Origin of the sequence: Bradyrhizobium oligotrophicum S58, assembly GCF_000344805.1 — a bacterium.
Classification (GTDB): Bacteria; Pseudomonadota; Alphaproteobacteria; order Rhizobiales; family Xanthobacteraceae; genus Bradyrhizobium; species Bradyrhizobium oligotrophicum.
Map to the genome: position 1 here is coordinate 805,923 of NC_020453.1, position 24,448 is coordinate 830,370.

A 24,448-nucleotide genomic window follows, 5' to 3' on the forward strand; every position below is an offset into this window, starting at 1 on the left:
GGTCAGAAGTTTTGCTGTCGCATGGCGCGTATCAGCCGGCATTTTCGCGCGATGATGCATCGAGCGGCCGCACGCTGCTGCTGCTACTCGTGATGGCCGACAAAGCAGTGATGGCTTCCTCGCACCATTCCGCCACCATCCGCTCGTGGCGCAGCCCGAGGCGAAGGTTGAGCAGCTTGCCGAGGTCGGCCGGCGCGGCGCTGCCGTCGGGAAAGCGCTTCTGCAGGATGCGGTCGTAGCGGTCGGCGCGATCGCGATGATGTTCGAGCCGCGCCATCAGGTCGGCACGCAGCGGCGCAATGTCGGTGGCACCCAGCGCGTAGAGGCGGACCAGGAGATCGTCCTTGGTCGAGGCCGGCACGCTGGGCCGCGCGGCCCAGTTCCGGAAGGCGGCGCGGCCTTCCGGCGTCAGGGTGTAGACGAGCTTGTTCGGCTTGCCGGTCTGTACCACCTCGCGGCCCTGGATGTAGCCGCGGTCGCGCAGCCGCGACAGCTCGCGATAGATCTGCTGGTGGTCGGTCTTCCAGAAGAACCCGATCGAGGAGTCGAACGTCTTGGCGAGCTCGTAGCCCGTCATCGGATGTTCAGTGAGGCAGGCGAGGATCGCGTCGCCAAGGGCCATGGCCGGAAAATGCTCCCGTTTTTCTGATCGTGTTCTGCCCCGCTCCACGCTTGACATTATGCACACTGGCGCATATGCGTCAATGTGCATATGGGGTGGATGTGGTGCTGGCCTGTTCCGCCCCGAGGAGACGCCCAATGACAATGACCGGCCTCGATGGATGGTACGGCTATATGAGGTCTCACGATCTCGGCGCGCTGTGGGAGCTGCTGCACCCCGACGCCGTGTTCGAAAGTCCCGTCGTGCACACGCCGCAGCGCGGCCGCGACATCACCTTCAAATATCTCGCGAGTGCTGAGAAAGTCCTAGGCGGTCCGGGATTCAAGTATGTCGGCGAATGGCGCAGCGCCACGGGCGCGGTGCTCGAATTCGAGAACGAGATCGAAGGCATCAGGCTCAACGGCGTCGATATCATCACATTCGACGACGCCGGTCGGATTACTCACTTCAAGGTGATGGTCCGCCCGCTCAAGGCGATCAATTTGCTGCACCGCCTCATGGGCGAACAACTGGCCGCGATGAGCAAGCCGTCCTGACGTGACCACCAGCCGCAATGTGACGGCTGCCGCAAACCCGCAGAAATCCGCTACAGTCCGCGGCCTGCATTGCCTGCCGCGTCCGTGAATTTCCCGTCTGAAACTTCAGCCTTCCTGCCGGAGACGCCAATGCCGATCTACAAAGCCCCCGTGGAAGATGTGACCTTCCTGCTCAACGACGTGTTCCAGATCGACCGCTACGACAATCTGCCGGGCTTCTCCGATGCCTCGGCCGACGTCCGCGAGGCGATCATTGGCGAGGCGGCCAAGCTCGCCGAAGAGGTGCTGCAGCCGCTCAATCGCGTCGGCGATCTCGAAGGCTGCAAGCGTCACGACGACAGCAGCGTGACTACGCCGAAGGGCTTCAAGGAAGCCTACAAGCAGATCGTCGAGGGCGGCTGGCTCGGCCTGTCGGCGCCGACGGAATATGGCGGGCAGGGCCTGCCGGTGACGCTCAGCCAGACCGTCAACGAATTCCAGTGCTCGGCCAACATGGCGTTCGCGATGTATGGCGGCCTCACCATGGGCGCGACCGCGGCGCTCATCGTGCATGGCAGCGAAGAGCAGAAGAAGACCTATGTGCCGAAGATGGTCGCCGGCGAGTGGACCGGCACCATGAACCTGACCGAGCCGCATTGCGGCACCGATCTAGGTCTCTTGCGCACCAAGGCGGTGCGCCAGGCCGACGGCAGCTTCAAGATCTCCGGCACCAAGATATTCATCTCGGCAGGCGAGCATGATCTGGCCCCCAACATCATCCATCTCGTGCTCGCCCGCATCGAGGGCGCGCCCGCCGGCATCAAGGGCGTGTCGCTGTTCGTCGTGCCGAAATTCATGGTCAATCCGGACGGCACCGTCGGCGCGCGCAACGGCGTCGCCTGCGGCTCGATCGAGCACAAGATGGGCATCCACGGCAACTCGACCTGTGTGATGAACTACGACAACGCCACCGGCTGGTTGATCGGCGAAGAGAACAAGGGCATGCAGGGCATGTTCGTGATGATGAACGAGGCCCGGCTCGGCGTTGCCGTGCAGGGTCTCGCGCAGTCCGAGGTCGCCTATCAGAACGCGGTCGCCTATGCGCGCGAGCGCATCCAGGGCCGCTCGCTGACCGGGCCTAAGGCGCCGGACAAGGCCGCCGATCCGATCATCGTGCATCCCGACGTGCGCCGCACCCTGCTGTCGATCCGCGCCTTCAACGAGGCGGCGCGCGCGATGGTGGTGTGGACCTCGCTGAAGAGCGACGTCGCGCACCGCTCGCAGGATCCCAAGGACCGTCAGGCCGCCGACGACCACATGGGCCTGATGACCCCGGTCATGAAAGGCTACATGACCGACATGGGCTTCGCCAACGCGGTGCAGGCGCAGCAGATGTATGGCGGCCATGGCTACATCGCCGAGTGGGGCATGGAGCAGTTCGTGCGCGATGCGCGCATCGCCATGATCTACGAGGGCGCCAACGGCATCCAGGCGTTGGACCTCGTTGGCCGCAAGCTGCCGCGCGACGGCGGCCGCGCGGTGATGGCGTTCTTCGCCGAGGTCGGCTCGTTCGCCAAGGAGCAGGGCAGCAACGACGCGATGAAGCCGTTCGTGACACCACTCTCGACCGCGCTCGGCCACCTGCAGCAGGCCACGACGTGGCTGATGCAGAACGCGATGGCCAAGCCGGACAATGCTGGCGCCGCCGCAACCGACTACATGCATCTCTTCGCGCTGGTCACCTTCGGCTACATGTGGGCGAAGATGGCCAAGGTGGCGCAGGACAAGATTGCGGCCGGTGACAGCTCGACCTATCTCACCACCAAGCTGGTGACGGGCCGCTTCTTCATGGAGCGCGTGATCCCTGAGACGGCCGCGCATCTCGCCCGCCTGCAGGCCGGCTGTGCGACCGTGATGGAGCTGCCGGCGGAAGCCTTCTGAGAACGAGACCAGAGAGCCGGTGCGCCAAGCGCGCCGGCTTTCGCCGACAACAACAACGAATCTGACCAGATGAGGAGGGCGTGATGCCTGAGGCCTTTATCTACGACCACGTGCGTACTCCCCGCGGCCGCGGCAAAGCGGACGGTTCACTGCATGAGGTGACCGCGCTCGCGCTCGCCACCGTGCCGCTGAAGGCGCTCAAGGATCGCAACAACATCCCTGCGGACGTGGTCGATGACGTCGTGCTCGGCGTCGTCGATCCCGTCGGCGAGGCCGGCTCCGACATCGCCCGCTTCGCCGCGCTGAATGCAGGTCTCGGCGAGGCCGTCCCCGGCATCCAGATCAGCCGCTTCTGCGCCTCCGGCCTCGATGCCGTGAACTTCGCGGCCGCGCAGATCATGAGCGGCCAGCACGAGCTCGTGATCGGCGGCGGCGCGGAATCGATGAGCCGCGTCGGCATCGGCGCCTCCGGCGGTGCCTGGCCGATGGATCCGTCGATGGCGGTGCCGTCCTACTTCATGCCGCAAGGCGTCTCGGCCGACCTGATCGCGACCAAATACGGCTTCTCGCGCGACGACGTCGACGCCTACGCGGTGCAGAGCCAGCAGCGCGCCGCCAAGTCCTGGGAAGAGGGCCGCTTCAACAAGTCGGTGGTGCCGGTCAAGGACATCAACGGCCTGACCATCCTCGCCAAGGACGAGCACATGCGCCCCAGCACGACGATGCAGTCGCTGGCGCAGCTGCAGCCGTCCTTCGTGCAGATGGCGCAGATGGGCGGCTTCGACGCGGTCGCGATCCAGTCGCATCCCGAGATCGAGCGCGTCAACTACGTGCATCACGCCGGCAACTCGTCGGGCATCGTCGACGGCGCCGGTGCGGTGCTGCTCGGCAGCAAGGAAGCCGGCGCGAAATACGGCATGAAGGCGCGCGCGAAAATCCGCGCCTTCGCCAATATCGGCTCGGAGCCGGCGATGATGCTGACCGGCCCGGTCGACGTCACCGAGAAGCTGTTCGAGCGCTCCGGCATGAAGAAGTCTGACATCGATCTGTTCGAGCTCAACGAGGCCTTCGCCTCGGTCGTGCTGCGCTACATGCAGGCATTCGAGATCGACAAGGACAAGATCAACGTCAATGGCGGCGCCATCGCGCTCGGCCATCCGCTCGGCGCGACCGGCGCGATGATCCTCGGCACCGTGCTCGACGAGCTCGAGCGCACCGGCAAGGCAACCGCCCTGGTCACGCTGTGCATCGGCGGCGGCATGGGCACCGCGACCATCATCGAGCGGGTTTGACGGCGGTCATTGCGAGCGAAGCGAAGCAATCCAGGGCGACACGAACAGTCTGGATTGCTTCGTCGCTTCGCTCCTCGCAATGACGAACTCATAGCAGGAATGCAGGACAACGCCGCGCCGACCGGCTGCTGGCATCGAGGGAGCACCACATGGCCTTCAAGAACTTCAAACTCGAAACTGACTCCGACGGCATTGCGCTGATCACCTGGGACATTCCGGGACGTTCGATGAACGTGCTGGACGAGACCTCGGCGATCGAGCTCGAGACCATCGTCAAGGAGACCACCGCCGACGCCGCGATCAAGGGCGTCGTCATCACCTCGGCCAAGGAGGCGTTCTGCGCCGGTGCCGACCTCTCCATGCTCGAGGGCATGAACCGCATCTATCTCGACACCCTGAAGAGCAAGGGCGAGGAAGCCGCCAACCAGATGCTGTTCGACAACAGCCGGCGCTTCTCGCAGATCTATCGATCGATGGAGACCTCGGGCAAGCCGTGGGTCGCCGCCATCAACGGGCTCGCGCTCGGCGGCGGTTTCGAGCTGACCCTGGCCTGCCATCACCGCGTGGCGGCCGAGAACCCGAAGACGCGTCTCGGCCTGCCCGAGATCAAGGTCGGCCTGTTCCCCGGCGCCGGCGGCACCCAGCGCGTGCCGCGCATCGTGCAGCCGCAGGACGCGATGAACCTGCTCTTGAAGGGCGAGGCGCTCACGCTCGACAAGGCCAAGGCCATGAAGCTGGTCGACGCCGTCGTGCCGGCCGCGGACCTGATCAAGGCCGCCAAGGACTGGATCAAGGCCGGCGGCAAGGCGGTCGCGCCCTGGGACGAGAAGGGCTTCAAGCTGCCCGGCGGCCCGGTGTTCTCGAAGAACGGCATGATGATGTTCCCGGCGGGCAACGCCATCTACCGCCGCGAGACCTACGACAACTATCCGGCCGCGCGCGCCATCATGAGCTGCGTGTATGAAGGCCTGCAGCTGCCGATCGACGCGGCGCTGCGCGTCGAATCGCGCTACTTCGCACACATCCTGCGCTCGAAGGAAGCCGCGGCCATGATCCGCAGTCTGTTCCTGTCGATGCAGGAATTGAACAAGGGCGCGCGCCGCCCCGCGAACGTGCCGGCGACCAAGCTGAAGAAGATCGCCGTGATCGGCGCCGGCTTCATGGGCGCCAGCGTCGGCTACGTGTCGGCGCGTGGCGGGCTCGAGGTCGTGCTGATCGACCGGGACCAGGAGAGCGCCGACAAGGGCCGCGCGCATGCGCAGAGCGTGATCGACGGCCTGGCCAAGAAGGGCCGCACCAAGCCGGGCGAGGCCGAGGCGATCATGGGCCGCATCACCGCGACCGCCGACTATGCCGTGCTCAAGGATTGCGACCTCGTCATCGAAGCCGTGTTCGAGGACCGCAAGGTCAAGGCCGAGACCTACGCCAAGGCGCAACCCTATCTGAAGGACGGCGCGATCTTCGCCTCCAACACCTCGACCCTGCCGATCACCTCGCTGGCCGAGGAGTTCAAGGACCAGGGCCGTTTCGTCGGCATCCACTTCTTCTCTCCGGTCGAGAAGATGATGCTGGTCGAGATCATCATGGGCAAGAACACCGGCGACGTCGCGCTCGCGACCGCGCTCGACTATGTCCGCACCATCGGCAAGACGCCGATCGTGGTCAACGACTCCCGCGGCTTCTTCGCCAACCGCTGCGTGATGCGCTACATCGCCGAGGGCAACGAGATGTTCCTCGAAGGCGTGCCGCCGGCGATGATCGAGAACGCGGCCAAGATGGCCGGCATGCCGGTCGGTCCGTTGTCGCTGTCGGACGAGGTCGCGCTCGATCTCGGCCTCAAGATCATGAAGGCCACCGAGCACGACCTCGGGCCGAACGCGATCAACCAGGACCACAAGAAGCTGATGGTCGAGCTGGTCGAGAAGCAGGGCCGCTTCGGCCGCAAGAATGCCAAGGGTTTTTACGACTATCCCGAGAAGGGCAAGGGTCAGAAGAGCCTGTGGCCGGAGCTGGCTTCGCTGCAGCCGAAGCATCTCGATCCCGATACGCTCGATGTCGAGGAGCTGAAGCAGCGCTTCCTGGTGGTGCAGGCGGTGGAAGCCGCGCGCACCGTCGAGGACCACGTCATCACCGACGTGCGCGAGGCCGATGTCGGCTCCATCCTCGGCTTCGGCTTCGCGCCGTTCACCGGCGGCACGCTGTCCTACATCGACTTCATGGGCACGAAAAAGTTCGTCGAGCTGTGCCACGAGTTCACGGCAAAGTACGGCTCGCGCTTCGCCCCGCCGAAGCTCCTGGAGGAGATGGCCGCCAAGGGCGAAACCTTCTACGGCCGCTTCCCGCCGAAGAAGGCGGCGGCTTAGCAAAGGTCGTAGGCTGTTCCTGAGGAAAGCCCGATGGCGCAGCGCTGACGGTGCGCCCCCCTCCCCCTTGCGGGGAGGGGTCGGGGGTGGGGGTGGGGGTCCCGGGAAAAGGTCTCAATGGCTCGAAGAAACCGCTCGCCTCAACGTCTGAGCCCGAGCTTAACTGATAAGGTCGCGCTCCATATCCTGCCACGGCACGGCGTCTTGTGCGCCAGTATCGAAGCTAGCCAAGCGACGGGCTAACTCGGCTTCTTGAGCCGAGGTCAATCGCACGTCTTCAGGTGCCAGGCTGTCCCACAACCGGCCAATGAGGTTGAGCCGTTCCTTCGTGGTCAGCTGAGAGATGTCGAATGGGAAGGACATCACGTCATCATAATCCCTGGCGGAATCAGGTCCATGGACTCAGCTAGAGTTATCGTGTGGACCCCCACCCCCGACCCCTCCCCGCAAGGGGGAGGGGAGCTCACCGGCTTCGTGGCGTTGCAATCGCTTCATAAGAAGCAAGCCCTCACCCCGCCTTCATCAGTCCTTCCTTGGTCAGCGCCTCCTGCACCTTCGGCCGGGCTGCGACGCGGGCCTTGTAGGCGAGCAGGTTCGGCAGCGCCGAGAGGTCGAATTTCATCCGCTCCGCCCATGACAGCATCGTGAACAAATAGCCGTCGGCGACGCTGAATGCCTTGCCGAGCAGATAGTCGCGGCCCGCCAGCTGGCCGTCGATATATTTGAACTTGCCCATCAGCCGCTCCTTGAAGAAGCCCTTGGTCTCGTCGGTGAGGGCCGGCTGGAACATCGGGCTGAAATTCTTGTGCAGCTCCGACGTGATGAAATTCAGCCACTCCAGGAGCTTGTAGCGCTCGCCGCTGTCGCGCGGCGGGGCGAGGTTCTTGTCCGCGGCCTGGTCGGCGATCATCTGCACGATCACCGGGCCCTCCGTCACGATTTCGCCGCTCGGCAGCCCTAGCGCCGGCACTTGGCCCTTCGGATTGACCTTGAGATAATCGTCGCCATTTTCCAGAGTCTTGGCACGCAGATCGACCTTGACCAGGTCATAGGGCAGCCCGGCTTCGAGCAGGGCGATGTGGGGTGAGAGCGAGCAGGCGCCGGGTGAATAATAAAGCTTCATCGGGTATTCCCTCCGTGAGACCGTGGTTGTTGGTGGAACCGATCGGGGCGTCACGCGCGGCCCTTACATGCAGATGCATGGAATAGTCAAGATTGATGCAGCTGCATCGAATGCGCTAGAACGACGATCTCAAGGATACGAGCCGGCTCATGAAACGCAAACCATCGACCGAGGCGACCGCCGCCTGGATCCGCCTGATGCGGGTCCAGAGCCGGGTGCTGGACGCGGTCGAGCAGGAGCTGAAGAAGGCCGGTTTCCCGCCGCTCGCCTGGTATGATGCGCTGCTTGAGCTGTCGCGGGCGGCCGCCGGCGAGCTGCGTCCGGTCGAGCTCGAGCGGCAGATGCTGATCCCACAATATTCTACCTCCCGGCTGATCGACCGGCTGGTCGACGAAGGTCTGGTCATCAGGCGCGAATGCAAGATGGACAAGCGCGGCCAGTTCGTGGAGATCACCGAGGCGGGGCGCGAGCTGCAGAAGCGGATGTGGTCGGCCTATTCGGCCGCCATCGAGAAGCATGTCGGCTCCAAGCTGTCGGACACCGACGCCGCCAAGCTGTGCACGCTGCTTGACCGTCTCGGCTGTTCCTGCGGTCAGGCCGCCCCATTGTCTGCCGGAGAAGGCGCTTCGCCCCGATGACCCATCCGTCTTCATTCACAGCCGCGGTCCCGCCGGGTCCGCGGACATCCCTCGCACCCTGCGCGACCATCGTAGCGCTCTTCCTCCGGACCTCCCATGGCGCGTGACCAGATCGATATGACCCCGCTGCAGTCGCGCGACGAGCTCGTGGCGTGGCTGGCGGACGGCGTGAAGCCGGCATCCGCTTTCCGCATCGGGACCGAGCACGAGAAGACGCCGTTCACGCTCGAAGGTCACCGCCCTGTGCCTTACGAAGGCGCACGCGGCATCGGCGCGCTGCTCGAAGGCATGAAGCTGCTGCTCGGCTGGGAGCCGATCATGGAGCGCGGCAACATCATCGGGCTCTATGACGTCACCGGCGGCGGCGCCATCTCGCTGGAGCCGGGCGGCCAGTTCGAATTGTCCGGTGCGCCGGTCGAGACCGTGCATCAGACGCATGCGGAGCTGATGGCGCATCTGGCGCAGGTGCGCGAAATCGCGACCCCGCTCGGGATCGGCTTTCTCGGGCTCGGCATGACGCCGTCATGGTCGCGCGAAGAAATTCCCGTGATGCCCAAGGGCCGCTACAAGATCATGACCGGCTACATGCCGAAGGTCGGCCGATACGGGCTCGACATGATGTACCGGACCTGCACGGTGCAGACCAATCTCGACTTCTCCTCGGAAGCCGACATGGTCAAGAAGCTCCGGGTCTCGGTGGCGCTGCAGCCGATCGCGACCGCTCTGTTCGCCAACTCGCCGTTCACCGAAGGCAAGCCGAACGGCTATCTCTCCTTCCGCTCAGAGATCTGGCGCGACACCGACAATCAGCGTTCGGGCATGATCCCCTGGGCGTTCGAGGACGGCATGGGCTTCGAGCGCTGGGTCGACTACGCGCTCGACGTGCCCATGTACTTCGTCAAGCGCGAGGAGACCTATATCGACGTCTCCGGCACCTCGTTCCGCGACTTCTTCGAAGGAAAAAATCCGGCGATGCCGGGCGAGCGTCCGACGCTGTCGGACTGGGCCAATCACCTCTCGACGATCTTCCCGGAGGTGCGGCTGAAGCGCTATCTCGAGATGCGCGGCGCCGACGGCGTGCCGTGGGGACGGCTGCCGGCGCTGCCGGCGTTCTGGGTCGGCCTGCTCTATGACGATGCGAGCCTCGACGCCGCCTGGGACCTGGTCAAGGACTGGACCGCGTTCGAGCGCCAGAACCTGCGCGACGACGTGCCGCGTCTTGGCTTCAAGACGCGCATCCGCAATCGCTACGTGTTCGAGGTCGCCAAGGAGTGCCTCGCTTTGGCGCATCACGGCCTGCGCCGGCGCAACCGCGTCGATCATTTCGGCCGCGACGAAAGCCGGCATCTGGAGCCGCTCGATGCCATCATCGCTTCAGGCCGCTCGCCGGCCGAGGAGATGCTGGAGAAGTTCAATGGTCCCTGGCGGGGCTCGGTCGAGCCGGCCTATGAGGAATATGCATTCTGAGCCGCAACGGCGGGCCTGAACAGGCCTGTTGGGCCGAACCTCGCTCGCGCCGGGCGGCATCTCGCTTCATCGATCCCGGCGACCGCGCCGGATCGGCTTCAATTGATTTTGTTTCCGTTTGTTTCCCTCATATTCGAGCTGCGTCGCATTCCCGCGGATATCCGGACGTGCCAAGCCCGTTCATCCGCCATACAGGTTCGTGGCGATCAAATGACCGCCCAAGAACACTGAAGAAAACTCAAGCGTTAACAATGGGTCGGATGTTTCAGCGGCGGCGCGCGGGGCGCTTCATCGGGGCATGGCTGTGGGCGCTGGCGTGCCTGATCGCGGCTGCGCGTCTGACGCCGGCCGATGCGCAGAGCTATTCGGACCGCCCGGGTGGCGACTACATGAGCGCGCCGATCGCCTCGGGCGATCCGGCCGATTGTGCCCTGCTGTGCGAGCACGACCGGCGCTGCCGCGCCTGGAGCTTCAACTATCCGACCGTCATGGAAGCCGGCGCCGTGTGCTGGCTGAAGAACAGCGTGCCGGCGCGTGTTCCCGACAATTGCTGCGTCTCCGGCGTGCGCGGCGCCGGCGTCGTCGAGATCCGCAACGACGCGGTGGAAACCTCGATCGATCGTCCCGGCGGCGACTATCGCAGCTTCGACATCAAGACCACCGACCTGAAGGCCAGCGACAAGGCCGAGAAGGCAGCCGACAAAGCCGGTGACAAGAGTGCCGACAAGGCGGCGGACAAGAACGCCGAAAAGGCCGCCGACGCCGAGGACATCTGCAAGGCTGCCTGCACCGGCGACAACAAGTGCCGCGCCTGGACCTTCGCGCGGCCCGGCTATGCCGGCAAGGAAGCGCACTGCTTCCTGAAGAAGGAAATCAAGCCGCCGCGGCGCCGCGCCGGCTTTACGTCAGGCGTCGTGCGGTAGCGCGGCCCGCACTCCGGACGCGGGAATTCTTTCTCCATGGTTGCGTAACGTTTCATCGGCCCGCTCGTATGGAGTTGTGGCGCCGGGCCGCTGTCGCGGTCGGCTGCCGGTCAGAACGCAGAGATCGGGGTTTGCCATGACGTTTTCGCGCAGATTTTTTACCGCCGCAGGGGTTGCGGCCACGTTGGCTTTCGCAGGGCTGGGAACGGCATCGGCGATCGAGACCGCAGCCTATTCGGACGCTGCCTTCAAGGCCGCGCAGGCGGCGGGGCAGCCGATCCTGATCGAGATCCATGCCGGCTGGTGCCCGACCTGCAAGGCGCAGAAGCCGATCATCGACAAGCTCGCGGCAGAACCGAAATTCAAGGATCTGAAGATCTTCCGCGTCGACTTCGACGACATGAAGCCGGTGGTCAAAGCGTTCGGCGCGCAGATGCAGTCGACCCTGATCACCTTCAAGGGCACGACCGAGACCGGCCGGTCCGTCGGTGACACCAAGGAAGCCTCGATCGCGGCGCTGCTCGACAAGAGCCTGTAACGCGCCATGGCCGCGTTGCTGCTGGCCTTCGTGGCCGGCCTGCTTTCGATCCTGTCGCCCTGCGTGTTGCCGCTGGTGCCGATCGTGCTGGGCGCGGCGGCTGCCGCGCATCCGCGCGGCGCGCTGGCGCTCGCGGCCGGGCTGGCGCTGTCGTTCGCCGGCCTCGGCCTGTTCATTGCGGTCGCAGGCAGCAGCCTCGGCCTCGATGCGAGTGCGTTCCGCTTCGTCGCGGCGGTCATCATGCTGGCGATCGGCATCGTGCTGCTGATGCCGTCCTGGCAGGCGCAGCTCGCGGTCGCCGGCGGCCCGGTGCAGCGCTGGGCCGACCGGCACTCGCAAGGCTTGGCGGCCTCGGGGGCGGGAGGTCAGTTCATGATCGGCCTGCTGCTCGGCGCTGTCTGGTCGCCCTGTGTTGGGCCGACATTGGGCGCGGCGTCGCTGCTGGCCTCGCAGGGGCGCGACCTCGCTCGCGTGACCTTGACGATGCTGGCGTTCGGGCTCGGAGCCGGCCTGCCTCTGGTCGTGCTCGGGCTGGTGTCGCGGACGACCATGATGCGGCTCCGCGAGCGGCTGCTGTCCGCCGGCAAGCTCGGCAAGATGCTGATGGGAGTGGCCTTCGTCCTCGTCGCGGTCGCGATCCTCAGCGGTGCGGACAAGCAGCTGGAGGCGTGGCTGGTCGAGCACTCGCCGGCATGGTTGACCGAGCTGACGACGTCGATCTGACGAGCGTGGCGCAATGGTCGCGCACCACACCCGGTGTCATTCCGGGGCGGGCCGCGTAGCGACACGAGCCCGGAATCCATAACCACGATCGGGAGTATGGATTCCGGGCTCGCGCTCCGCGCGCCCCGGAATGACGAGCGGAGAGAGTGTGCTTCTCGTGTTACTGCTCAGGGGCGATGACCGTGATCTCCGGCCACAGCGCTTTCCAGCGCGCCACCTTGGCCGCGTAGTTTACCGCCGAAAAATTGGCCGTGTAGTTCGGCCTCACGATCATCTGCGCGATGTCGCCGAGGCCCTTCGGCGCATAGATCTCGTGCCCATCGCCGACCGGGCGGAGGCCGACCTGCGTGTTGACAGTGAGGAAGCGATCGATGCCGTCGGTGGAACGTGTCGCAGCAGGGTAGGGGCGGCCGTGCTTGGTCGGATACCAAAGATGCACGCGCGCCTGGTTGCGTACTTCAACCTTGGCATCAACGGCATCGAGACAGGATGCGATACGCCGGATGACGGCATCCTCCGCGTCCCATGAGGTGTCGGGATCGAAGTAGAAGATGTCGTAGTCGTTGATGCCATGATCGACCGGACGTCCGGTTTGGATGTTCCAGACCGTCTGCGTCAGGCAGCCAGCGACGACCCACGCGTCAGGCAATGCTGTCGCGCGCAGCACGTCCATCAGCTCGGCGTTGACGGGATTGCGGAGCGCTGACGTGACGAAGTCATCCTCGGTCATGGCGACCGATAGCATGCCACGATGATCCGATCATGCCGATGTTGCGCGCCATGCTCAGGCAGGAGCGAGGCGCCCGGGATCAGCCGAGACCCTCGGCGGCGAGCGCCTTCTTCGACGCCAATGCCCGCCATTGCCGGCGCAGCAGCGGTTCGACATCTGCGCGCCGCGCCTGCGAGAGGCGCAGCAGCACGATCGGATAGTCGCGATAATGATCGGTGAAATAGAACAGCCGCGGCCGGGATTGGACCAGCATGTCGCGTTCGTCCGGCGGCACGCCGGGCAGAACGAGGCTGTCCCCGTCCTCTTTCAGCCGCGCCAGCATCTTCTTGCGCACCTTCAGCGCCGATGTGCCGTAGGACGTGCCGTCCTCGACCTCCGGCCATGCCAGCGCAAGCGCCCTGACATCGTCGAAGGTCACGCGACGCCCGCCTGTTCAGCGTACCGCGGTGAAGAAGCGATCGAGCCGGAAGCCCGACAGCCAGGCCCAGACCGGCTGGTTCTTGAAACCGAGATCCCACGAGCCGACCACCGCATCGGCGCGGCCGACGAGATTGTCGATCGGCAGCAAGCCCACGCCGCCATCGCGCAAGGACACGCGGCTGTCGGCGGAGTTGTCGCGGTTGTCGCCGAGCACGAACAGCTTGCCGGGCGGCACCGTCACCTCCGGCGTGTTGTCCAGCCGGCCGTTGTCGCGCATCTTGAAGATCAGATGCGACACGCCGTTCGGCAGCGTCTCGACGTAGCGATAGGCCGGTTCGTTGCGGCCGGAATCGTCCTCGGCATCGCCGACGCCGTCCGGCTTCAGCGCAGCCGCCTGGCCATTGATATAGAGCTGGCCCTGGCGCATCTGGATGCGGTCACCGGGCAGGCCGACGACGCGCTTGACCCAGGCCTGCGAGTTGTCGCCCGGCCAGCGGAACACGACCACGTCGCCGCGCTTCGGCGTCTCGCCGAACAGCCGTCCCGTCTCCGGCAGCGTGATCTGCATCGGCAGCGACGAGGTGCCGTAGCCATAGGGAAACTTCGACGCCAGCAGCGCGTCGCCGATCAGCAAGGTCGGCTCCATCGAGCCCGACGGCACGTAGAATGGCTCGGCGATCGCGCCTTTGGCGACGAACACGACCAGGACGACGGCGACGAGCTGCGCGAGCTGGCCACCCCAGGTGCTTTCCTTGCGGATGGCGCCCGTGCGCGGGGCCTTGGTGCTGGTCTTGTCCGTGGACATCTTCTCGAGGCTCATCGGCCCGTGCCTCCGACCGTAATGCGATCCATGCGCAGCGTCGGCTGACCGACGCCGACCGGCACGCCCTGGCCGTTCTTGCCGCAGGTGCCGATGCCGGTGTCGAGCGACAGATCGTTGCCGATCATGCTGATGCGGTTCAAATCCGTCGGGCCGTTGCCGATCAGCATCGCGCCCTTCACCGGCGCGCCGACCTTGCCGTTCTCGATCTTGTAGGCCTCGGTGCATTGGAAGACGTATTTGCCCGAGGTGATGTCGACCTGGCCGCCGCCGAAATTGACCGCGTAGATGCCGTTCTTGACCGAGGCGATGATCTCGGCCGGATCGCGCTCGCCGGCCAGCATGTAGGTGTTGGTCATGCGTGGCATCGGCACATGCGCATAGCCCTGCCTGCGGCCGTTGCCGGTCGGCGCCATGTTCATCAGCCGGGCGTTCTGACGGTCCTGCATGTAGCCGACCAGGATGCCGTCCTCGATCAGCACGGTGCGGCTGGTTGGCGTGCCCTCGTCGTCGATCGACAGGGAGCCGCGGCGTGAGGCCATGGTGCCGTCATCGACCACGGTGACGCCCTTGGCGGCGACCGGCTTGCCCAGCAGCCCGGCAAAGGCCGAGGTCTTCTTGCGGTTGAAGTCGCCTTCGAGGCCGTGGCCGACGGCTTCGTGCAGCATCACGCCGGGCCAGCCGGCCCCGAGCACGACGTCCATCTCGCCGGCGGGGGCGGGCACCGAGTCCAGATTGACCAGCGCCTCGCGCAGCGCGCCGTCGGCGGCCTCGCGCCAGGCCTTGGTCTCGATGAAGCGGGCATAGGCCTCGCGGCCGCCATAGCCCTTGCTGCCGCTCTCCTGGCGGTCGCCCTGACCTGCGACGACGGAGACGTTGACGCGCACCAGCGGGCGGATGTCGCGATAGCTCTCGCCATCCGGCCGCAGGATTTCCACCACCTGCCAGGTCGCGCCGAGGGACACCGTCACCTGGCGCACGCGCGGATCCTTGTCGCGCAGATAGGCGTCGATCTCGCCGAGCAGCTTGACCTTGCTCTCGAAGCCCGGTGCGTCGAGCGGATTGTCGTCGCCATAGAGCCGGACATTGGTGTGCGGCGGTGCGCTCGCGAAGGTGCCGGAATAGCCGCCCCTGACGGCGCTGACCGCATCCGCCGCGCGCATCAGGGCCGGCAGCGACACGTCCGAGGAGTGCGCATAGCCGACCGCATCGTCCTTGACGGCGCGCAGGCCAAAACCCTGGCTGGTGTCATAGGTCGCCTGCTTGAGCCGGCCGTTGTCGAAGGTCAGCGCCTCGGTCTGGCTGTATTCGAAGAACAATTCGCCGTCATCGGCGCCGGCCAGGCCCCGCCCGACCTCGCTCCGGACCGCATCACGGTCCAGATTGGCGCGCTCGAGCAGGGAAGTGGTGGGAGCAGTCATGGGTCAATCCGTTGTCGGAGCGTTCATTCCAAGATAGTTGTTTTGACGCCGGGGCGCGAGGGGCAGGATGATTACCGAACTGACATGGTTGAGATCGTTCCCATCACGTCCGCTCATATCGAGAGCTTTCACCGCACGCTCGATTACGTCGCGCGCGAACGGCGGTACCTGTCCTTCGTGCAGGCGCCGCCGCTGGAATCGACGCGCGCCTTCATTCTGAACAACATCCACGAGGGATATCCGCAATTCGTCGCTCTCTCGGCCGGGGAGGTGGTGGGCTGGTGCGATGTGACGCCCAAATCGGGGCCGATCGATGCTCGAATTGGGGTGCTTGGCATGGGTCTTTTGCCGCAGTTCCGACATCAGGGCACGGGCACGCGTCTGATGGCCGCAGCCCTCGAGGCGGCGCAGCTGGCCGGCTTCTCGCGCGTCGAGCTGACCGTCTATCGCGGCAACACCAATGCGATCAGGCTGTACCAGAAGCGGGGATTCCTGCTCAAGGCGGTGCAGCCGCGCGAGGCCGGCAATGATGGCTTCGACAAGACCCTGCTAGTGATGGCGCTGACGCTGGACGGGCCACGCTGAGCGAGCGGCGAAGCCGGCCCCGTTCACGCCAATGTGTCGAACAGTCTCGTCAATCGCTCGTGACGTCAGGGCAGCTTGTCGAAGCCATCGGCGAGGCCGTTCAGGCTGAGCGGGAAACCGATACCTTCCTCGGGCGTCTCGAAGATGATGAAGGTCGCGGTCTTCGCGGTCTTGAGCTGGCCGAGCAGCTTGTCCTCCAGCACCACTTCGGCGACGCAGCCATTGGGCAGGCAGCGCACGAAGCCGGCGCGGCCGACGTCCTGATTGTCGAGCTTCAGGCCGAGGCCTGACGGCAGGAGCACGCCGAGTGGCGCAACCACGCGCATCAGCCGGCTCTTCTGGTCGGCGGTCTTGAGCATGATCACGGTCAGTCCCGCATTGGAGCGGTCTTCCGCCACCACGCTCTGGATCAGGGCGCACTGCTCAGCCTGGGCGCCGGGCGGCGTGTCGCAGCGGATCTGCCAATCGCCATGCACCGAGCGCACCGCGCCCTGCGCCAACGCCGACTGAGGCGCGCCGATGATCGTCGCCATCGTCACCGCGAGCGCAGTCGAAATGGCGGCCAAGCGGGTGGTGAGTCGCGTGCGCACCGCGCTGAATCGGCACAAACGGCGCGAGTCATTCGCAGCTGGTGTCGGCATGTCAGCTGTCCTGTCCGTTGAAACCCTGCTCCGGGTCGGTGCCATGACAATTTCCTGTGGGTGATCTGCGCGTCTGACGCCATGATATGGCAATGATGGCGTCATGAGGACAGCGTCACCAGCGTACGGCACGAAACAATACGAAATATGGCCGCACCTCGTGTGCACGACCACTGCGCCTCGCCGAATCAGCCGCGCAAACGGCCGTGGCCCGTTGCCTACATCGCGCCGCACGCCTGTCAAGCGCCCGTTGTCCGCGAAATCGCAGCATGCGGCAATTTCCCGGAAAATACGCTGACTGCGACGAGCCGCATTGCGCGGAATATCCGGCGTAAGACTGCATTGCGATAGATCAAGAATTATGGTTTGAGAAGAAAGATTTCGTCATTCCAGTGAACTGGCCCAGGTGCTTTTCTATGCATCCGCCCGAAGGCCATTTGTCAGGAGAGCGGATCGAACGGCGCGCCGCATCATCGGGCGGTGCGTCGAGGGGGAAAGTTCTAGAGGGAGCGCGACGGCATGAAGATGTCGAGAGGCCAATTGAGCGGCTGCTTGCTGGGGTTGGCCGTAGCGGGCATGACGCTCGTGTCGGGTGAACAGGCGTTTGCTGAAACGGGGCAGCCGGCGCCATGGGAATACAAGCTGCAAGAGGCCGCCACGCCGGTGATGGAGAACATCACCTGGTTCCACGGGCTGCTGTTGACGATCATCACCATCATCACGCTGTTCGTGCTGGCGCTGCTGGTCGCCGTGGTGGTCAAGTTCAACGCGCGCGCCAATCCGGTGCCGTCGCGGACCACGCACAACACGCTGATCGAAGTGGCGTGGACGCTGATCCCGGTGCTGATCCTGGTCATGATCGCGGTGCCGTCGTTCCGGCTCTTGTTCCTCGAGCTGGACGTGCCGAACGCCGATATCACCATCAAGGCCACCGGCAAGCAGTGGTATTGGAGCTACGCCTATCCGGACAACGGCAAGTTCGAGTTCGACTCGCTGCTGGCGCAGGACAAGCAGCCGCGCCTGCTCGCCGTCGACAACGAGATGGTCGTGCCGGTCAACAAGGTGATTCGCGTCCAGACCACCGGTGCCGACGTCATCCACTCCTGGGCAATCCCGTCGTTCGGCGTCAAGATCGACGCCATTCCGGGCCGCCTCAACGAGACCTGGTTCAAGGCGACCAAGGTCGGCATGTATTACGGCCAGTGCTCCGAGCTCTGCGGCAAGGATCACGCCTACATGCCGATCGCGGTGCGCGTCGTGAGCGATCAGGAATTCACCGCCTGGGTCGAGGACGCCAAGAAGAAATACGCCAGCGCGCCCACGAGCACCTACGCGTCCGCTGCGGGCGTGTCGCAGTAAGCGCGGGGACGAACGCTAAGATTGAGGGCCGCCTCGGCGGTCCACGGGGACACTGAGGATTGGACAATGGCGACGAACGTAGCGACCCATGCAGGCCATGACGATCACGCGCACGACCATCCGACCGGATGGCGGCGCTGGATCTATTCGACCAACCACAAAGACATCGGCACGATGTATCTGATCTTCGCGGTGTGCGCCGGCATCATCGGCGCCGCCATGTCGGTCGCGATCCGCATCGAGCTGATGTATCCGGGCGTCCAGCTCTTCCACGAGAACCACACTTACAACGTGTTCGTGACCTCGCACGGCCTGATCATGATCTTCTTCATGGTCATGCCGGCGATGATCGGCGGCTTCGGCAACTGGATGGTGCCGCTGATGATCGGCGCGCCGGACATGGCGTTCCCGCGCATGAACAACATCTCGTTCTGGCTGCTGCCCGCCTCGTTCGCGCTGCTGTTGACCTCGACCTTCGTCGAGGGCGAGCCCGGCGCCAACGGCGTCGGCGCCGGCTGGACCATGTATGTGCCGCTGTCGACCTCGGGCCATCCGGGGCCCGCGGTGGATTTCGCGATCCTGTCGCTGCACCTTGCCGGTGCGTCGTCGATCCTCGGCTCGATCAACTTCATCACCACGATCTTCAACATGCGCGCGCCGGGCATGACCCTGCACAAGATGCCGCTGTTCGTGTGGTCGATCCTGGTGACGGTGTTCCTGCTGCTGCTGTCGCTGCCGGTGCTCGCTGGCGCCATCACCATGATGCTGACCGACCGCAATTTCGGCACCACCTTCTTCGATCCGGCCGGCGGCGGTGACCCGGTGCTGTTCCAGCATCTGTTCTGGTTCTTCGGTCACCCCGAAGTGTACATCCTGATCCTGCCCGGCTTCGGCATGATCAGCCAGATCGTGTCGACCTTCTCGCGCAAGCCCGTGTTCGGCTATCTCGGCATGGCCTACGCCATGGTCGCGATCGGCGGCATCGGCTTCGTGGTGTGGGCGCACCACATGTACACGGTCGGCATGTCCTCGGCGACGCAGGCCTATTTCGTCGCTGCCACCATGGTGATCGCGGTGCCCACCGGCGTGAAGATCTTCTCCTGGATCGCCACGATGTGGGGCGGCTCGATCGAATTCCGCGCGCCGATGCTGTGGGCCGTGGGCTTCATCTTCCTGTTCACGGTCGGCGGCGTCACCGGTGTGGTGCTGGCAAATGCCGGCGTCGACCGCGTGCTGCAGGACACCTACTACGTCGTCGCGCACTTCCACTATGTGCTGTCGCTCGGCGCCGTGTTCGCGATCTTCGCCGGCTGGTACTACTGGTTCCCGAAGATGTTCGGCTACATGTACTCGGAGACGATCGCGAAGGCGCATTTCTGGGTCACCTTCGTCGGCGTCAACCTGGTGTTCTTCCCGCAGCACTTCCTCGGCCTGTCGGGCATGCCGCGCCGCTACATCGACTATCCCGATGCCTATGCCGGCTGGAACCTGGTCTCCTCGATCGGCTCCTACATCTCGGCCTTCGGCGTGCTGATCTTCATCTACGGGGTGGTCGACGCCTTCATGCGCAAGCAGCAGGCGGCGAACAATCCGTGGGGACCGGGCGCAACGACCTTGGAATGGACCCTGTCGTCGCCGCCGCCGTTCCACCAGTTCGAAGTGCTGCCGAAGGTGCAGTGAGCTGATCTCGACGACGCGGCGCCGCTCCGGTGCCGCGTCGATATCTGCGGGCAGCGCGCCTGGCGGCGCGCCGCCTGGATCCTTGAAGCGAGGTTCTGACGCGAAATGCTTCAGGGCCGTTTGAATTGAAGTCTGGATTCGTCGTGTCTGTCATTGATCAGAACGCCATTGCCGTCGGCCCGCGGATTTCCGAGGCCGATGTCGGCGACTACCTCGCGCTCCTGAAGCCGCGGGTGATGTCGCTCGTGATCTTCACGGCACTGATCGGCCTCTTGATCGCCCCGGGCCATTTCCACCCGGTGCTCGCCATCACCTCCTTGCTGTGCATCGCCGTCGGCGCCGGCGCTTCCGGGGCGCTGAACATGGCGCTGGAAGGCGACATCGATTCGCTGATGTCGCGCACCGCCAACCGTCCGATCCCGCGCGGCCGCATCACCCGCCAGGAGGCGCTGGCCTTCGGCATCACGCTGTCGTTCTTCTCGGTGCTGACGCTCGGCATCCTCGTCAACTGGTTCGCCGGCGCGCTGCTCGCCTTCACCATCTTCTTCTATGTCGTGATCTACACGCTGTGGCTGAAGCGCTGGACCGCGCAGAACATCGTCATCGGCGGCGCCGCCGGTGCGCTGCCACCGGTCGTGGCCTGGGTCGCCGCCACCGGATCGATCGCGCCGGAGCCGCTCTGGCTGTTCCTGATCATCTTCTTCTGGACCCCGCCGCATTTCTGGGCGCTGGCGCTGTTCCGCAGCGACGACTATGCCCGCGCCGGCGTTCCGATGCTCCCCGTCGTCGCAGGCCCGGACGCGACGCGGCTGCAGATCCTGCTCTACACCATCGTCCTGGTGGCGATCGCATTGGCGCCGTGGCCGCTCGGCTATTTCGATGCCGTCTACGGCGTCGTGTCGCTCGCCCTCGGTGGTGGCATGCTGTGGCTCGCGATCGAGGTGTTCCGCAAGCGCGAGCGCAGCGCGTCGCTGCGCGCCAACCGCAAGCTGTTCGCGTTCTCGATCCTGTACCTGTTCGCGCTGTTCGCGACGCTCGGGCTCGAAGCCGTCGCGCGCATGATCGCGCCGCTGATCTGGTAAGGGACGTCGGGCAGAAAGCTGATGGCAACCGCGATGGTCGATCCGAACGAGCCCGAGGGCGTCGTCCTCACCGAGGCGCAATTGCGCAGCCGCCGCCGGCGTTCGATCGCGATTGCGCTCGCGCTGGGCGTGCTGGTGGTGCTGTTCTTCGCGGTGACCATGGTCAAGGGTCCCGCGGTGTTGAAGCGGCCGATGTAGTTCGAGATGCAGGACGGTGTGAAGCAGACCGCGATGGACAGACCAGACCAGACCCTTCCGGCGGGCGCACAGGCCGTGCCGGCCGCCAAGCGAGGCGGCTCCGGCCGCGATGCGCTGGTCGGCGGCATCTGCGGCGCCGTCGTGGTACTGATGGTCGGCGCGTCCTATGCGGCCGTGCCGTTCTACAACTGGTTCTGTCGCGCCACCGGCTTCAACGGCACCACCCAGGTTGCCACGGCCGCGCCGTCCTCGGCGCCGCTGGCGCGCCGGATCGCGGTGCGCTTCGACTCCAACGTCGCCGGCGGGCTGCCCTGGAAATTCGAGCCGGAGAAGACCGAGATCGAGGTCGCGATCGGCGAGGTGGTCACGGTCTACTACACCGTCACCAACCAGTCGGCGCGCACCACCATGGCGCAGGCGGCCTACAACGTGTCGCCACTGACATCGGGCGCCTACTTCCAGAAGATCAACTGCTTCTGCTTCACCGAGCAGACCATGGCGCCGGGCGAGACCCGGGAGATGCCGGTCGTGTTCTACGTCGATCCGGCGATAACGGCCGATCACGAGAACGACAGTCTGAAGACCATCACGCTGTCCTACACCTTCTATCCCGTCCGCGACGCACCGAAGCCGGTCGCTGCGGGCGAGCCGGACAAACCGCGGGGCAGCCTATGACCGCGCGGACGTCCGATATCCGGGGACCATCGCTGTTGAATGACGACGTGCCGGCGCGACCGGCATCGATCTGGGGAGAGACTTGCCATGGCTGAGGCGCACGCCAAGCATCACGACTACCATCTGGTTGATCCGAGCCCGTGGCCGTTCGTCGGCTCGGTCTCTGCCTTCATCATGGCGTTCGGCGCGATCGGCTGGATGCACAAGATGTTCGGCGCCGCGCCGATCGTGTTCGGCATCGGCACCATCGGCGTGCTCTACACCATGGCGAGCTGGTGGGGCGACGTCATCAAGGAAGCCCAGTACAAGGGCGACCACACCCGCGTGGTGCAGCTGCATCACCGCTATGGCATGATCCTGTTCATCGCCTCCGAGGTGATGTTCTTCGTCGCCTGGTTCTGGGCCTATTTCAACGCCGCGCTGTTCCCGGCCTACGAGGTGCAGGCGACGCGCGACGCGCTGTTCGGCGGCGTCTGGCCGCCCAAGGGCATCGAGACCTTCGATCCCTGGCATCTGCCGTTGCTGAACACGCTGATCCTGCTGACCTCGGGCACCACCGTCACCTGGGCCCATCACGCACTGCTCGAGGGCGACCGCAAGGGCCTGAAATACGGCCTGATCCTCACCGTTCTGCTGGGCGCCACCTTCACCTGCGTGCAGGCCTATGAGTACAGCCACGCGACGTTCTCGTTCGCCGGCCACGTCTACGGCTCGACCTTCTTCATGGCGACCGGTTTCCACGGCTTCCACGTCCTGGTCGGCACGATCTTCCTGATCGTCTGCCTGGCGCGCGCCTATGCCGGCCATTTCACGCCCAAGCAGCATCTCGGCTTCGAGTTTGCCGCCTGGTACTGGCACTTCGTCGACGTGGTGTGGCTGTTCCTGTTCATCTGCATCTACGTCTGGGGCCACGGCGCCGAGTCCATGGCTCACGGCGCGCACTGAACGCCGCGCGCACCGGTTCCGTCGAACGTGTTAAGAAGGGGCGGCCGTCGGGCCGCCCTTTCTCGTTGGCAGCGGCGCCCGGCGGTTGATCGAAATGTGATCCGCTCTCGTCGTCTCCGGTTGTATCACCAGGAGGCGTCGCCCGGCCGCCCAGGGGGCAAGACACCATGACCACCCATCCGCCCGTCACTTTGGCCCAGACCGTCCTGCGCGGGCTTGCCTGCCGCTGCCCGCGCTGCGGCCAGGGCAAGCTGTTCGACGGCTTCCTCAACCTTCGCAAGCGTTGCGAGGCCTGCGACCTCGATTACGCCTTCATCGACACCGGCGATGGTCCGGCGATCTTCATCATGATGCTGGCCGGCGCCATCGTCGTCGGCGCCGCTTTGATCGTCGAGGTGAAGTATCAGCCGCCATTCTGGGTCCACGCCGCGCTGTGGGGCCCATTGATCCTGATCACCACGCTGCTGCCGCTGCGCGCCATGAAATCGCTGCTGATCGCCCTGCAGTTCCACCACAAGGCCGCCCCCGGCCGCCTGGTGGACAAGGCGCCGAGATGAGCCGTGGCAATTGTGCCGGGCGGCCTGCTCTCGGGACAAGCTTCGCCTGCGACGACGCAATGGCCTGCGCTTGAAAGAGTTGAGAGCAGGACAGAGGTGTTCGTGGGACCGCAAGCTATCAGCGGTGCGCACGGTGCGCCCCCCTCGCCCGGTTCTTGCGGGGAGAGGGTCGGGGTGAGGGGCAGCCGCACGGGAAGTGTGTGCGGTGAGACCTGTACCCCCTCACCCGGATTGCATCTTCGATGCAATCCGACCTCTCAGCGCAAGCGAAGCTCGTCGCGCCCCCGCAAGCGGGGGCGAGGTGCACCGAGCCTGGCGCGCCATTTGTCTCTCGTCAAAACCAAATACACGGCGCGATTTGATGGGCCCAGCCGAGCGATGACCAGTTCCTTCCCGTCCACTTCATCCCGTGCCTTCGCGGCCTTCACCCTCGTCATGGTGGCGTTGTTCGTCGGCCTCGGCGTCTGGCAGTTGCAGCGCCGCGCCGCGAAGCATGCGCTGATCGCAGCGCTCACCGATCGCGTCGCGGCAGCGCCCGCTCCGCTGCCGCCGCAAGGCGAATGGCGCAGCTTGACGCCGGAGCGCGACGAATTCCGTCGCGTCAGCTTCACCGCCGCTTACGAGAAGCTGCCGGACGCGATGGTCTACAGCGCCGGCTCCGCCGTGCGCGAGGACGTCTCGGGTCCCGGCACCTGGGCATTTCTTCCGGCGCGCCTGCCCTCTGGGGAGATCGTCGTGATCGACGCCGGCTTCGTCGCCAACACGATGCAGGAGCGCCCCGTGCAGGATCGCCAGGTCGCCAAGCTCGTCACCGGCGAGCCGGTCACCCTGACCGGCTATCTGCGCTTTCCTGAAGCCGCGGGCCTGCTCACTGCGGCCGAGAACCGCGACAAGCGTCTCTGGTTCACGCGCGATCATCTCGCGATGGCCAAGACGCTGGGCTGGGGCGAGGTCGCACCATTCTACATCGACCTTGAAACACCGGTGCCGGACAACGGCATCCCAAAGCCCGGCCCGCTGTCGCCGCATCTGCGCGACGAGCACATGCAATACGCGCTGACGTGGTTCTCGCTGGCGGCGGCGCTGATCGTCGCCTTCGCGGTGTGGGCGCGGGGCCGACGCACCAATCGATAGTTCCGTCGCCCGCGAAACAGCGCTTGACTTAGAGCGCGCTCGAACCGGTAGCCTGC

The 24,448-nt window shown here is 65.3% G+C and carries 27 protein-coding genes; 19 read left to right on the forward strand and 8 right to left on the reverse strand.

Annotation, left to right across the window (positions count from 1 at the left end):
• Positions 1-31: 31 nt before the first annotated feature.
• A complete protein-coding gene (locus tag S58_RS03590) occupies positions 32-622 on the reverse strand; it encodes a PadR family transcriptional regulator (RefSeq protein WP_015663876.1) in 591 nt (196 codons plus the stop codon).
• Between the two features lie 137 nt (positions 623-759).
• Between S58_RS03590 and S58_RS03595 the strand changes: the two genes are divergently transcribed.
• The 4 genes from S58_RS03595 to S58_RS03610 all read left to right on the forward strand — a co-directional run bounded on the left by S58_RS03595 (position 760) and on the right by S58_RS03610 (position 6,733).
• On the forward strand, positions 760-1,158 hold the full coding sequence (locus tag S58_RS03595; RefSeq protein ID WP_173424413.1) for a nuclear transport factor 2 family protein: 399 nt from the start codon (positions 760-762) through the stop codon (positions 1,156-1,158).
• A 129-nt stretch (positions 1,159-1,287) separates the two neighbouring features.
• Positions 1,288-3,078: an acyl-CoA dehydrogenase C-terminal domain-containing protein gene (locus tag S58_RS03600; RefSeq protein WP_015663878.1), complete on the forward strand. Its 1,791-nt coding sequence runs from the start codon at positions 1,288-1,290 to the stop codon at positions 3,076-3,078.
• Positions 3,079-3,161: 83 nt separating this feature from the next.
• Entirely contained in the window at positions 3,162-4,370 is a 1,209-nt protein-coding gene (locus S58_RS03605; RefSeq protein ID WP_015663879.1) for an acetyl-CoA C-acetyltransferase, read from the forward strand.
• Between the two features lie 149 nt (positions 4,371-4,519).
• Complete coding sequence (locus S58_RS03610) at positions 4,520-6,733, forward strand: 3-hydroxyacyl-CoA dehydrogenase NAD-binding domain-containing protein (RefSeq protein ID WP_015663880.1); 2,214 nt, start codon at positions 4,520-4,522, stop codon at positions 6,731-6,733.
• Positions 6,734-6,892: 159 nt separating this feature from the next.
• Here the strand turns inward: S58_RS03610 and S58_RS03615 are convergent, their stop codons facing one another.
• The gene (locus tag S58_RS03615; protein WP_015663881.1) at positions 6,893-7,096 is read right to left on the reverse strand and encodes an addiction module protein; all 204 of its coding nucleotides are present in this window, start codon (positions 7,094-7,096) and stop codon (positions 6,893-6,895) included.
• A gap of 145 nt (positions 7,097-7,241) precedes the next feature.
• Complete coding sequence (gene gstA / locus S58_RS03620; protein ID WP_015663882.1) at positions 7,242-7,856, reverse strand: glutathione transferase GstA; 615 nt, start codon at positions 7,854-7,856, stop codon at positions 7,242-7,244.
• Positions 7,857-8,005: 149 nt separating this feature from the next.
• Between gstA and S58_RS03625 the strand changes: the two genes are divergently transcribed.
• The 5 genes from S58_RS03625 to S58_RS03645 all read left to right on the forward strand — a co-directional run bounded on the left by S58_RS03625 (position 8,006) and on the right by S58_RS03645 (position 12,145).
• On the forward strand, positions 8,006-8,494 hold the full coding sequence (locus tag S58_RS03625; RefSeq protein ID WP_015663883.1) for a MarR family winged helix-turn-helix transcriptional regulator: 489 nt from the start codon (positions 8,006-8,008) through the stop codon (positions 8,492-8,494).
• Positions 8,495-8,590: 96 nt separating this feature from the next.
• Positions 8,591-9,961, forward strand: a complete 1,371-nt coding sequence (locus S58_RS03630) for a glutamate--cysteine ligase (RefSeq protein ID WP_015663884.1) — start codon at positions 8,591-8,593, stop codon at positions 9,959-9,961.
• Between the two features lie 260 nt (positions 9,962-10,221).
• On the forward strand, positions 10,222-10,884 hold the full coding sequence (locus S58_RS03635) for a PAN domain-containing protein (protein WP_015663885.1): 663 nt from the start codon (positions 10,222-10,224) through the stop codon (positions 10,882-10,884).
• Between the two features lie 136 nt (positions 10,885-11,020).
• Positions 11,021-11,422: a thioredoxin family protein gene (locus S58_RS03640; protein ID WP_015663886.1), complete on the forward strand. Its 402-nt coding sequence runs from the start codon at positions 11,021-11,023 to the stop codon at positions 11,420-11,422.
• Between the two features lie 6 nt (positions 11,423-11,428).
• Entirely contained in the window at positions 11,429-12,145 is a 717-nt protein-coding gene (locus S58_RS03645; protein ID WP_015663887.1) for a cytochrome c biogenesis CcdA family protein, read from the forward strand.
• 160 nt (positions 12,146-12,305) lie between these two features.
• Here S58_RS03645 and S58_RS03650 read toward each other — a convergent pair whose 3' ends face one another.
• From S58_RS03650 to tldD, 4 genes are all read right to left on the reverse strand, one after another.
• A complete protein-coding gene (locus tag S58_RS03650) occupies positions 12,306-12,875 on the reverse strand; it encodes a nucleotidyltransferase family protein (protein ID WP_042340518.1) in 570 nt (189 codons plus the stop codon).
• Positions 12,876-12,954: 79 nt separating this feature from the next.
• A complete protein-coding gene (locus tag S58_RS03655) occupies positions 12,955-13,293 on the reverse strand; it encodes an MmcQ/YjbR family DNA-binding protein (RefSeq protein WP_015663889.1) in 339 nt (112 codons plus the stop codon).
• 15 nt (positions 13,294-13,308) lie between these two features.
• Positions 13,309-14,115: a signal peptidase I gene (lepB, locus tag S58_RS03660; protein WP_015663890.1), complete on the reverse strand. Its 807-nt coding sequence runs from the start codon at positions 14,113-14,115 to the stop codon at positions 13,309-13,311.
• Positions 14,112-15,536: a metalloprotease TldD gene (gene tldD, locus S58_RS03665; protein WP_015663891.1), complete on the reverse strand. Its 1,425-nt coding sequence runs from the start codon at positions 15,534-15,536 to the stop codon at positions 14,112-14,114. The genes lepB and tldD overlap by 4 nt, the downstream gene beginning before the upstream one ends.
• An 84-nt stretch (positions 15,537-15,620) precedes the next feature.
• On the opposite strand from tldD, the gene S58_RS03670 reads away from it, so the two are divergent.
• Positions 15,621-16,121 carry a GNAT family N-acetyltransferase gene (locus S58_RS03670; RefSeq protein ID WP_015663892.1) on the forward strand — a complete coding sequence of 167 codons (501 nt, stop codon included), beginning with the start codon at positions 15,621-15,623 and terminating at the stop codon, positions 16,119-16,121.
• 65 nt (positions 16,122-16,186) lie between these two features.
• On the opposite strand, the gene S58_RS03675 is transcribed toward S58_RS03670, so the two are convergent.
• Entirely contained in the window at positions 16,187-16,654 is a 468-nt protein-coding gene (locus S58_RS03675; protein ID WP_244440696.1) for an invasion associated locus B family protein, read from the reverse strand.
• Here S58_RS03675 and S58_RS38875 point away from each other — a divergent pair.
• The 9 genes from S58_RS38875 to S58_RS03715 all read left to right on the forward strand — a co-directional run bounded on the left by S58_RS38875 (position 16,641) and on the right by S58_RS03715 (position 24,392).
• Positions 16,641-16,826 (forward strand): hypothetical protein, encoded by a 186-nt coding sequence (locus tag S58_RS38875; protein WP_015663894.1) that lies wholly within the window; start codon positions 16,641-16,643, stop codon positions 16,824-16,826. The two genes, S58_RS03675 and S58_RS38875, sit on opposite strands and share 14 nt — an antisense overlap.
• Positions 16,827-17,281: 455 nt before the next feature.
• Positions 17,282-18,121 (forward strand): cytochrome c oxidase subunit II, encoded by an 840-nt coding sequence (gene coxB / locus S58_RS03680; protein ID WP_042338656.1) that lies wholly within the window; start codon positions 17,282-17,284, stop codon positions 18,119-18,121.
• 66 nt (positions 18,122-18,187) lie between these two features.
• Positions 18,188-19,801 (forward strand): cytochrome c oxidase subunit I, encoded by a 1,614-nt coding sequence (gene ctaD / locus S58_RS03685; protein WP_015663896.1) that lies wholly within the window; start codon positions 18,188-18,190, stop codon positions 19,799-19,801.
• Between the two features lie 143 nt (positions 19,802-19,944).
• Complete coding sequence (locus S58_RS03690) at positions 19,945-20,883, forward strand: heme o synthase (protein ID WP_042340522.1); 939 nt, start codon at positions 19,945-19,947, stop codon at positions 20,881-20,883.
• Between the two features lie 21 nt (positions 20,884-20,904).
• Positions 20,905-21,081, forward strand: a complete 177-nt coding sequence (locus tag S58_RS03695) for a hypothetical protein (protein WP_015663898.1) — start codon at positions 20,905-20,907, stop codon at positions 21,079-21,081.
• A 33-nt stretch (positions 21,082-21,114) separates the two neighbouring features.
• Positions 21,115-21,756: a cytochrome c oxidase assembly protein gene (locus S58_RS03700; RefSeq protein ID WP_042340523.1), complete on the forward strand. Its 642-nt coding sequence runs from the start codon at positions 21,115-21,117 to the stop codon at positions 21,754-21,756.
• Positions 21,757-21,843: 87 nt separating this feature from the next.
• On the forward strand, positions 21,844-22,701 hold the full coding sequence (locus tag S58_RS03705) for a cytochrome c oxidase subunit 3 (RefSeq protein ID WP_015663900.1): 858 nt from the start codon (positions 21,844-21,846) through the stop codon (positions 22,699-22,701).
• Between the two features lie 167 nt (positions 22,702-22,868).
• Positions 22,869-23,258 (forward strand): DUF983 domain-containing protein, encoded by a 390-nt coding sequence (locus S58_RS03710; RefSeq protein ID WP_015663901.1) that lies wholly within the window; start codon positions 22,869-22,871, stop codon positions 23,256-23,258.
• A 378-nt stretch (positions 23,259-23,636) separates the two neighbouring features.
• A complete protein-coding gene (locus tag S58_RS03715) occupies positions 23,637-24,392 on the forward strand; it encodes an SURF1 family protein (RefSeq protein ID WP_042338658.1) in 756 nt (251 codons plus the stop codon).
• Positions 24,393-24,448: the final 56 nt, after the last annotated feature.

Excerpts from the sequence above, each read along its gene's own strand:
- S58_RS03590 (WP_015663876.1), bottom strand. The coding sequence starts at position 622 with ATGGCCCTTGGCGACGCGATCCTCGCCTGCCTCACTGAACATCCGATG.
- S58_RS03595 (WP_173424413.1), top strand. The coding sequence starts at position 760 with ATGACAATGACCGGCCTCGATGGATGGTACGGCTATATGAGGTCTCAC.
- S58_RS03600 (WP_015663878.1), top strand. The coding sequence starts at position 1,288 with ATGCCGATCTACAAAGCCCCCGTGGAAGATGTGACCTTCCTGCTCAAC.
- S58_RS03605 (WP_015663879.1), top strand. The coding sequence starts at position 3,162 with ATGCCTGAGGCCTTTATCTACGACCACGTGCGTACTCCCCGCGGCCGC.
- S58_RS03610 (WP_015663880.1), top strand. The coding sequence starts at position 4,520 with ATGGCCTTCAAGAACTTCAAACTCGAAACTGACTCCGACGGCATTGCG.
- S58_RS03615 (WP_015663881.1), bottom strand. The coding sequence starts at position 7,096 with ATGTCCTTCCCATTCGACATCTCTCAGCTGACCACGAAGGAACGGCTC.
- gstA (WP_015663882.1), bottom strand. The coding sequence starts at position 7,856 with ATGAAGCTTTATTATTCACCCGGCGCCTGCTCGCTCTCACCCCACATC.
- S58_RS03625 (WP_015663883.1), top strand. The coding sequence starts at position 8,006 with ATGAAACGCAAACCATCGACCGAGGCGACCGCCGCCTGGATCCGCCTG.
- S58_RS03630 (WP_015663884.1), top strand. The coding sequence starts at position 8,591 with ATGGCGCGTGACCAGATCGATATGACCCCGCTGCAGTCGCGCGACGAG.
- S58_RS03635 (WP_015663885.1), top strand. The coding sequence starts at position 10,222 with ATGTTTCAGCGGCGGCGCGCGGGGCGCTTCATCGGGGCATGGCTGTGG.
- S58_RS03640 (WP_015663886.1), top strand. The coding sequence starts at position 11,021 with ATGACGTTTTCGCGCAGATTTTTTACCGCCGCAGGGGTTGCGGCCACG.
- S58_RS03645 (WP_015663887.1), top strand. The coding sequence starts at position 11,429 with ATGGCCGCGTTGCTGCTGGCCTTCGTGGCCGGCCTGCTTTCGATCCTG.
- S58_RS03650 (WP_042340518.1), bottom strand. The coding sequence starts at position 12,875 with ATGACCGAGGATGACTTCGTCACGTCAGCGCTCCGCAATCCCGTCAAC.
- lepB (WP_015663890.1), bottom strand. The coding sequence starts at position 14,115 with ATGAGCCTCGAGAAGATGTCCACGGACAAGACCAGCACCAAGGCCCCG.
- tldD (WP_015663891.1), bottom strand. The coding sequence starts at position 15,536 with ATGACTGCTCCCACCACTTCCCTGCTCGAGCGCGCCAATCTGGACCGT.
- S58_RS03670 (WP_015663892.1), top strand. The coding sequence starts at position 15,621 with ATGGTTGAGATCGTTCCCATCACGTCCGCTCATATCGAGAGCTTTCAC.
- S58_RS38875 (WP_015663894.1), top strand. The coding sequence starts at position 16,641 with ATGATCGTCGCCATCGTCACCGCGAGCGCAGTCGAAATGGCGGCCAAG.
- S58_RS03675 (WP_244440696.1), bottom strand. The coding sequence starts at position 16,654 with ATGGCGACGATCATCGGCGCGCCTCAGTCGGCGTTGGCGCAGGGCGCG.
- coxB (WP_042338656.1), top strand. The coding sequence starts at position 17,282 with ATGAAGATGTCGAGAGGCCAATTGAGCGGCTGCTTGCTGGGGTTGGCC.
- ctaD (WP_015663896.1), top strand. The coding sequence starts at position 18,188 with ATGGCGACGAACGTAGCGACCCATGCAGGCCATGACGATCACGCGCAC.
- S58_RS03695 (WP_015663898.1), top strand. The coding sequence starts at position 20,905 with ATGGCAACCGCGATGGTCGATCCGAACGAGCCCGAGGGCGTCGTCCTC.
- S58_RS03700 (WP_042340523.1), top strand. The coding sequence starts at position 21,115 with ATGGACAGACCAGACCAGACCCTTCCGGCGGGCGCACAGGCCGTGCCG.
- S58_RS03705 (WP_015663900.1), top strand. The coding sequence starts at position 21,844 with ATGGCTGAGGCGCACGCCAAGCATCACGACTACCATCTGGTTGATCCG.
- S58_RS03710 (WP_015663901.1), top strand. The coding sequence starts at position 22,869 with ATGACCACCCATCCGCCCGTCACTTTGGCCCAGACCGTCCTGCGCGGG.
- S58_RS03715 (WP_042338658.1), top strand. The coding sequence starts at position 23,637 with ATGACCAGTTCCTTCCCGTCCACTTCATCCCGTGCCTTCGCGGCCTTC.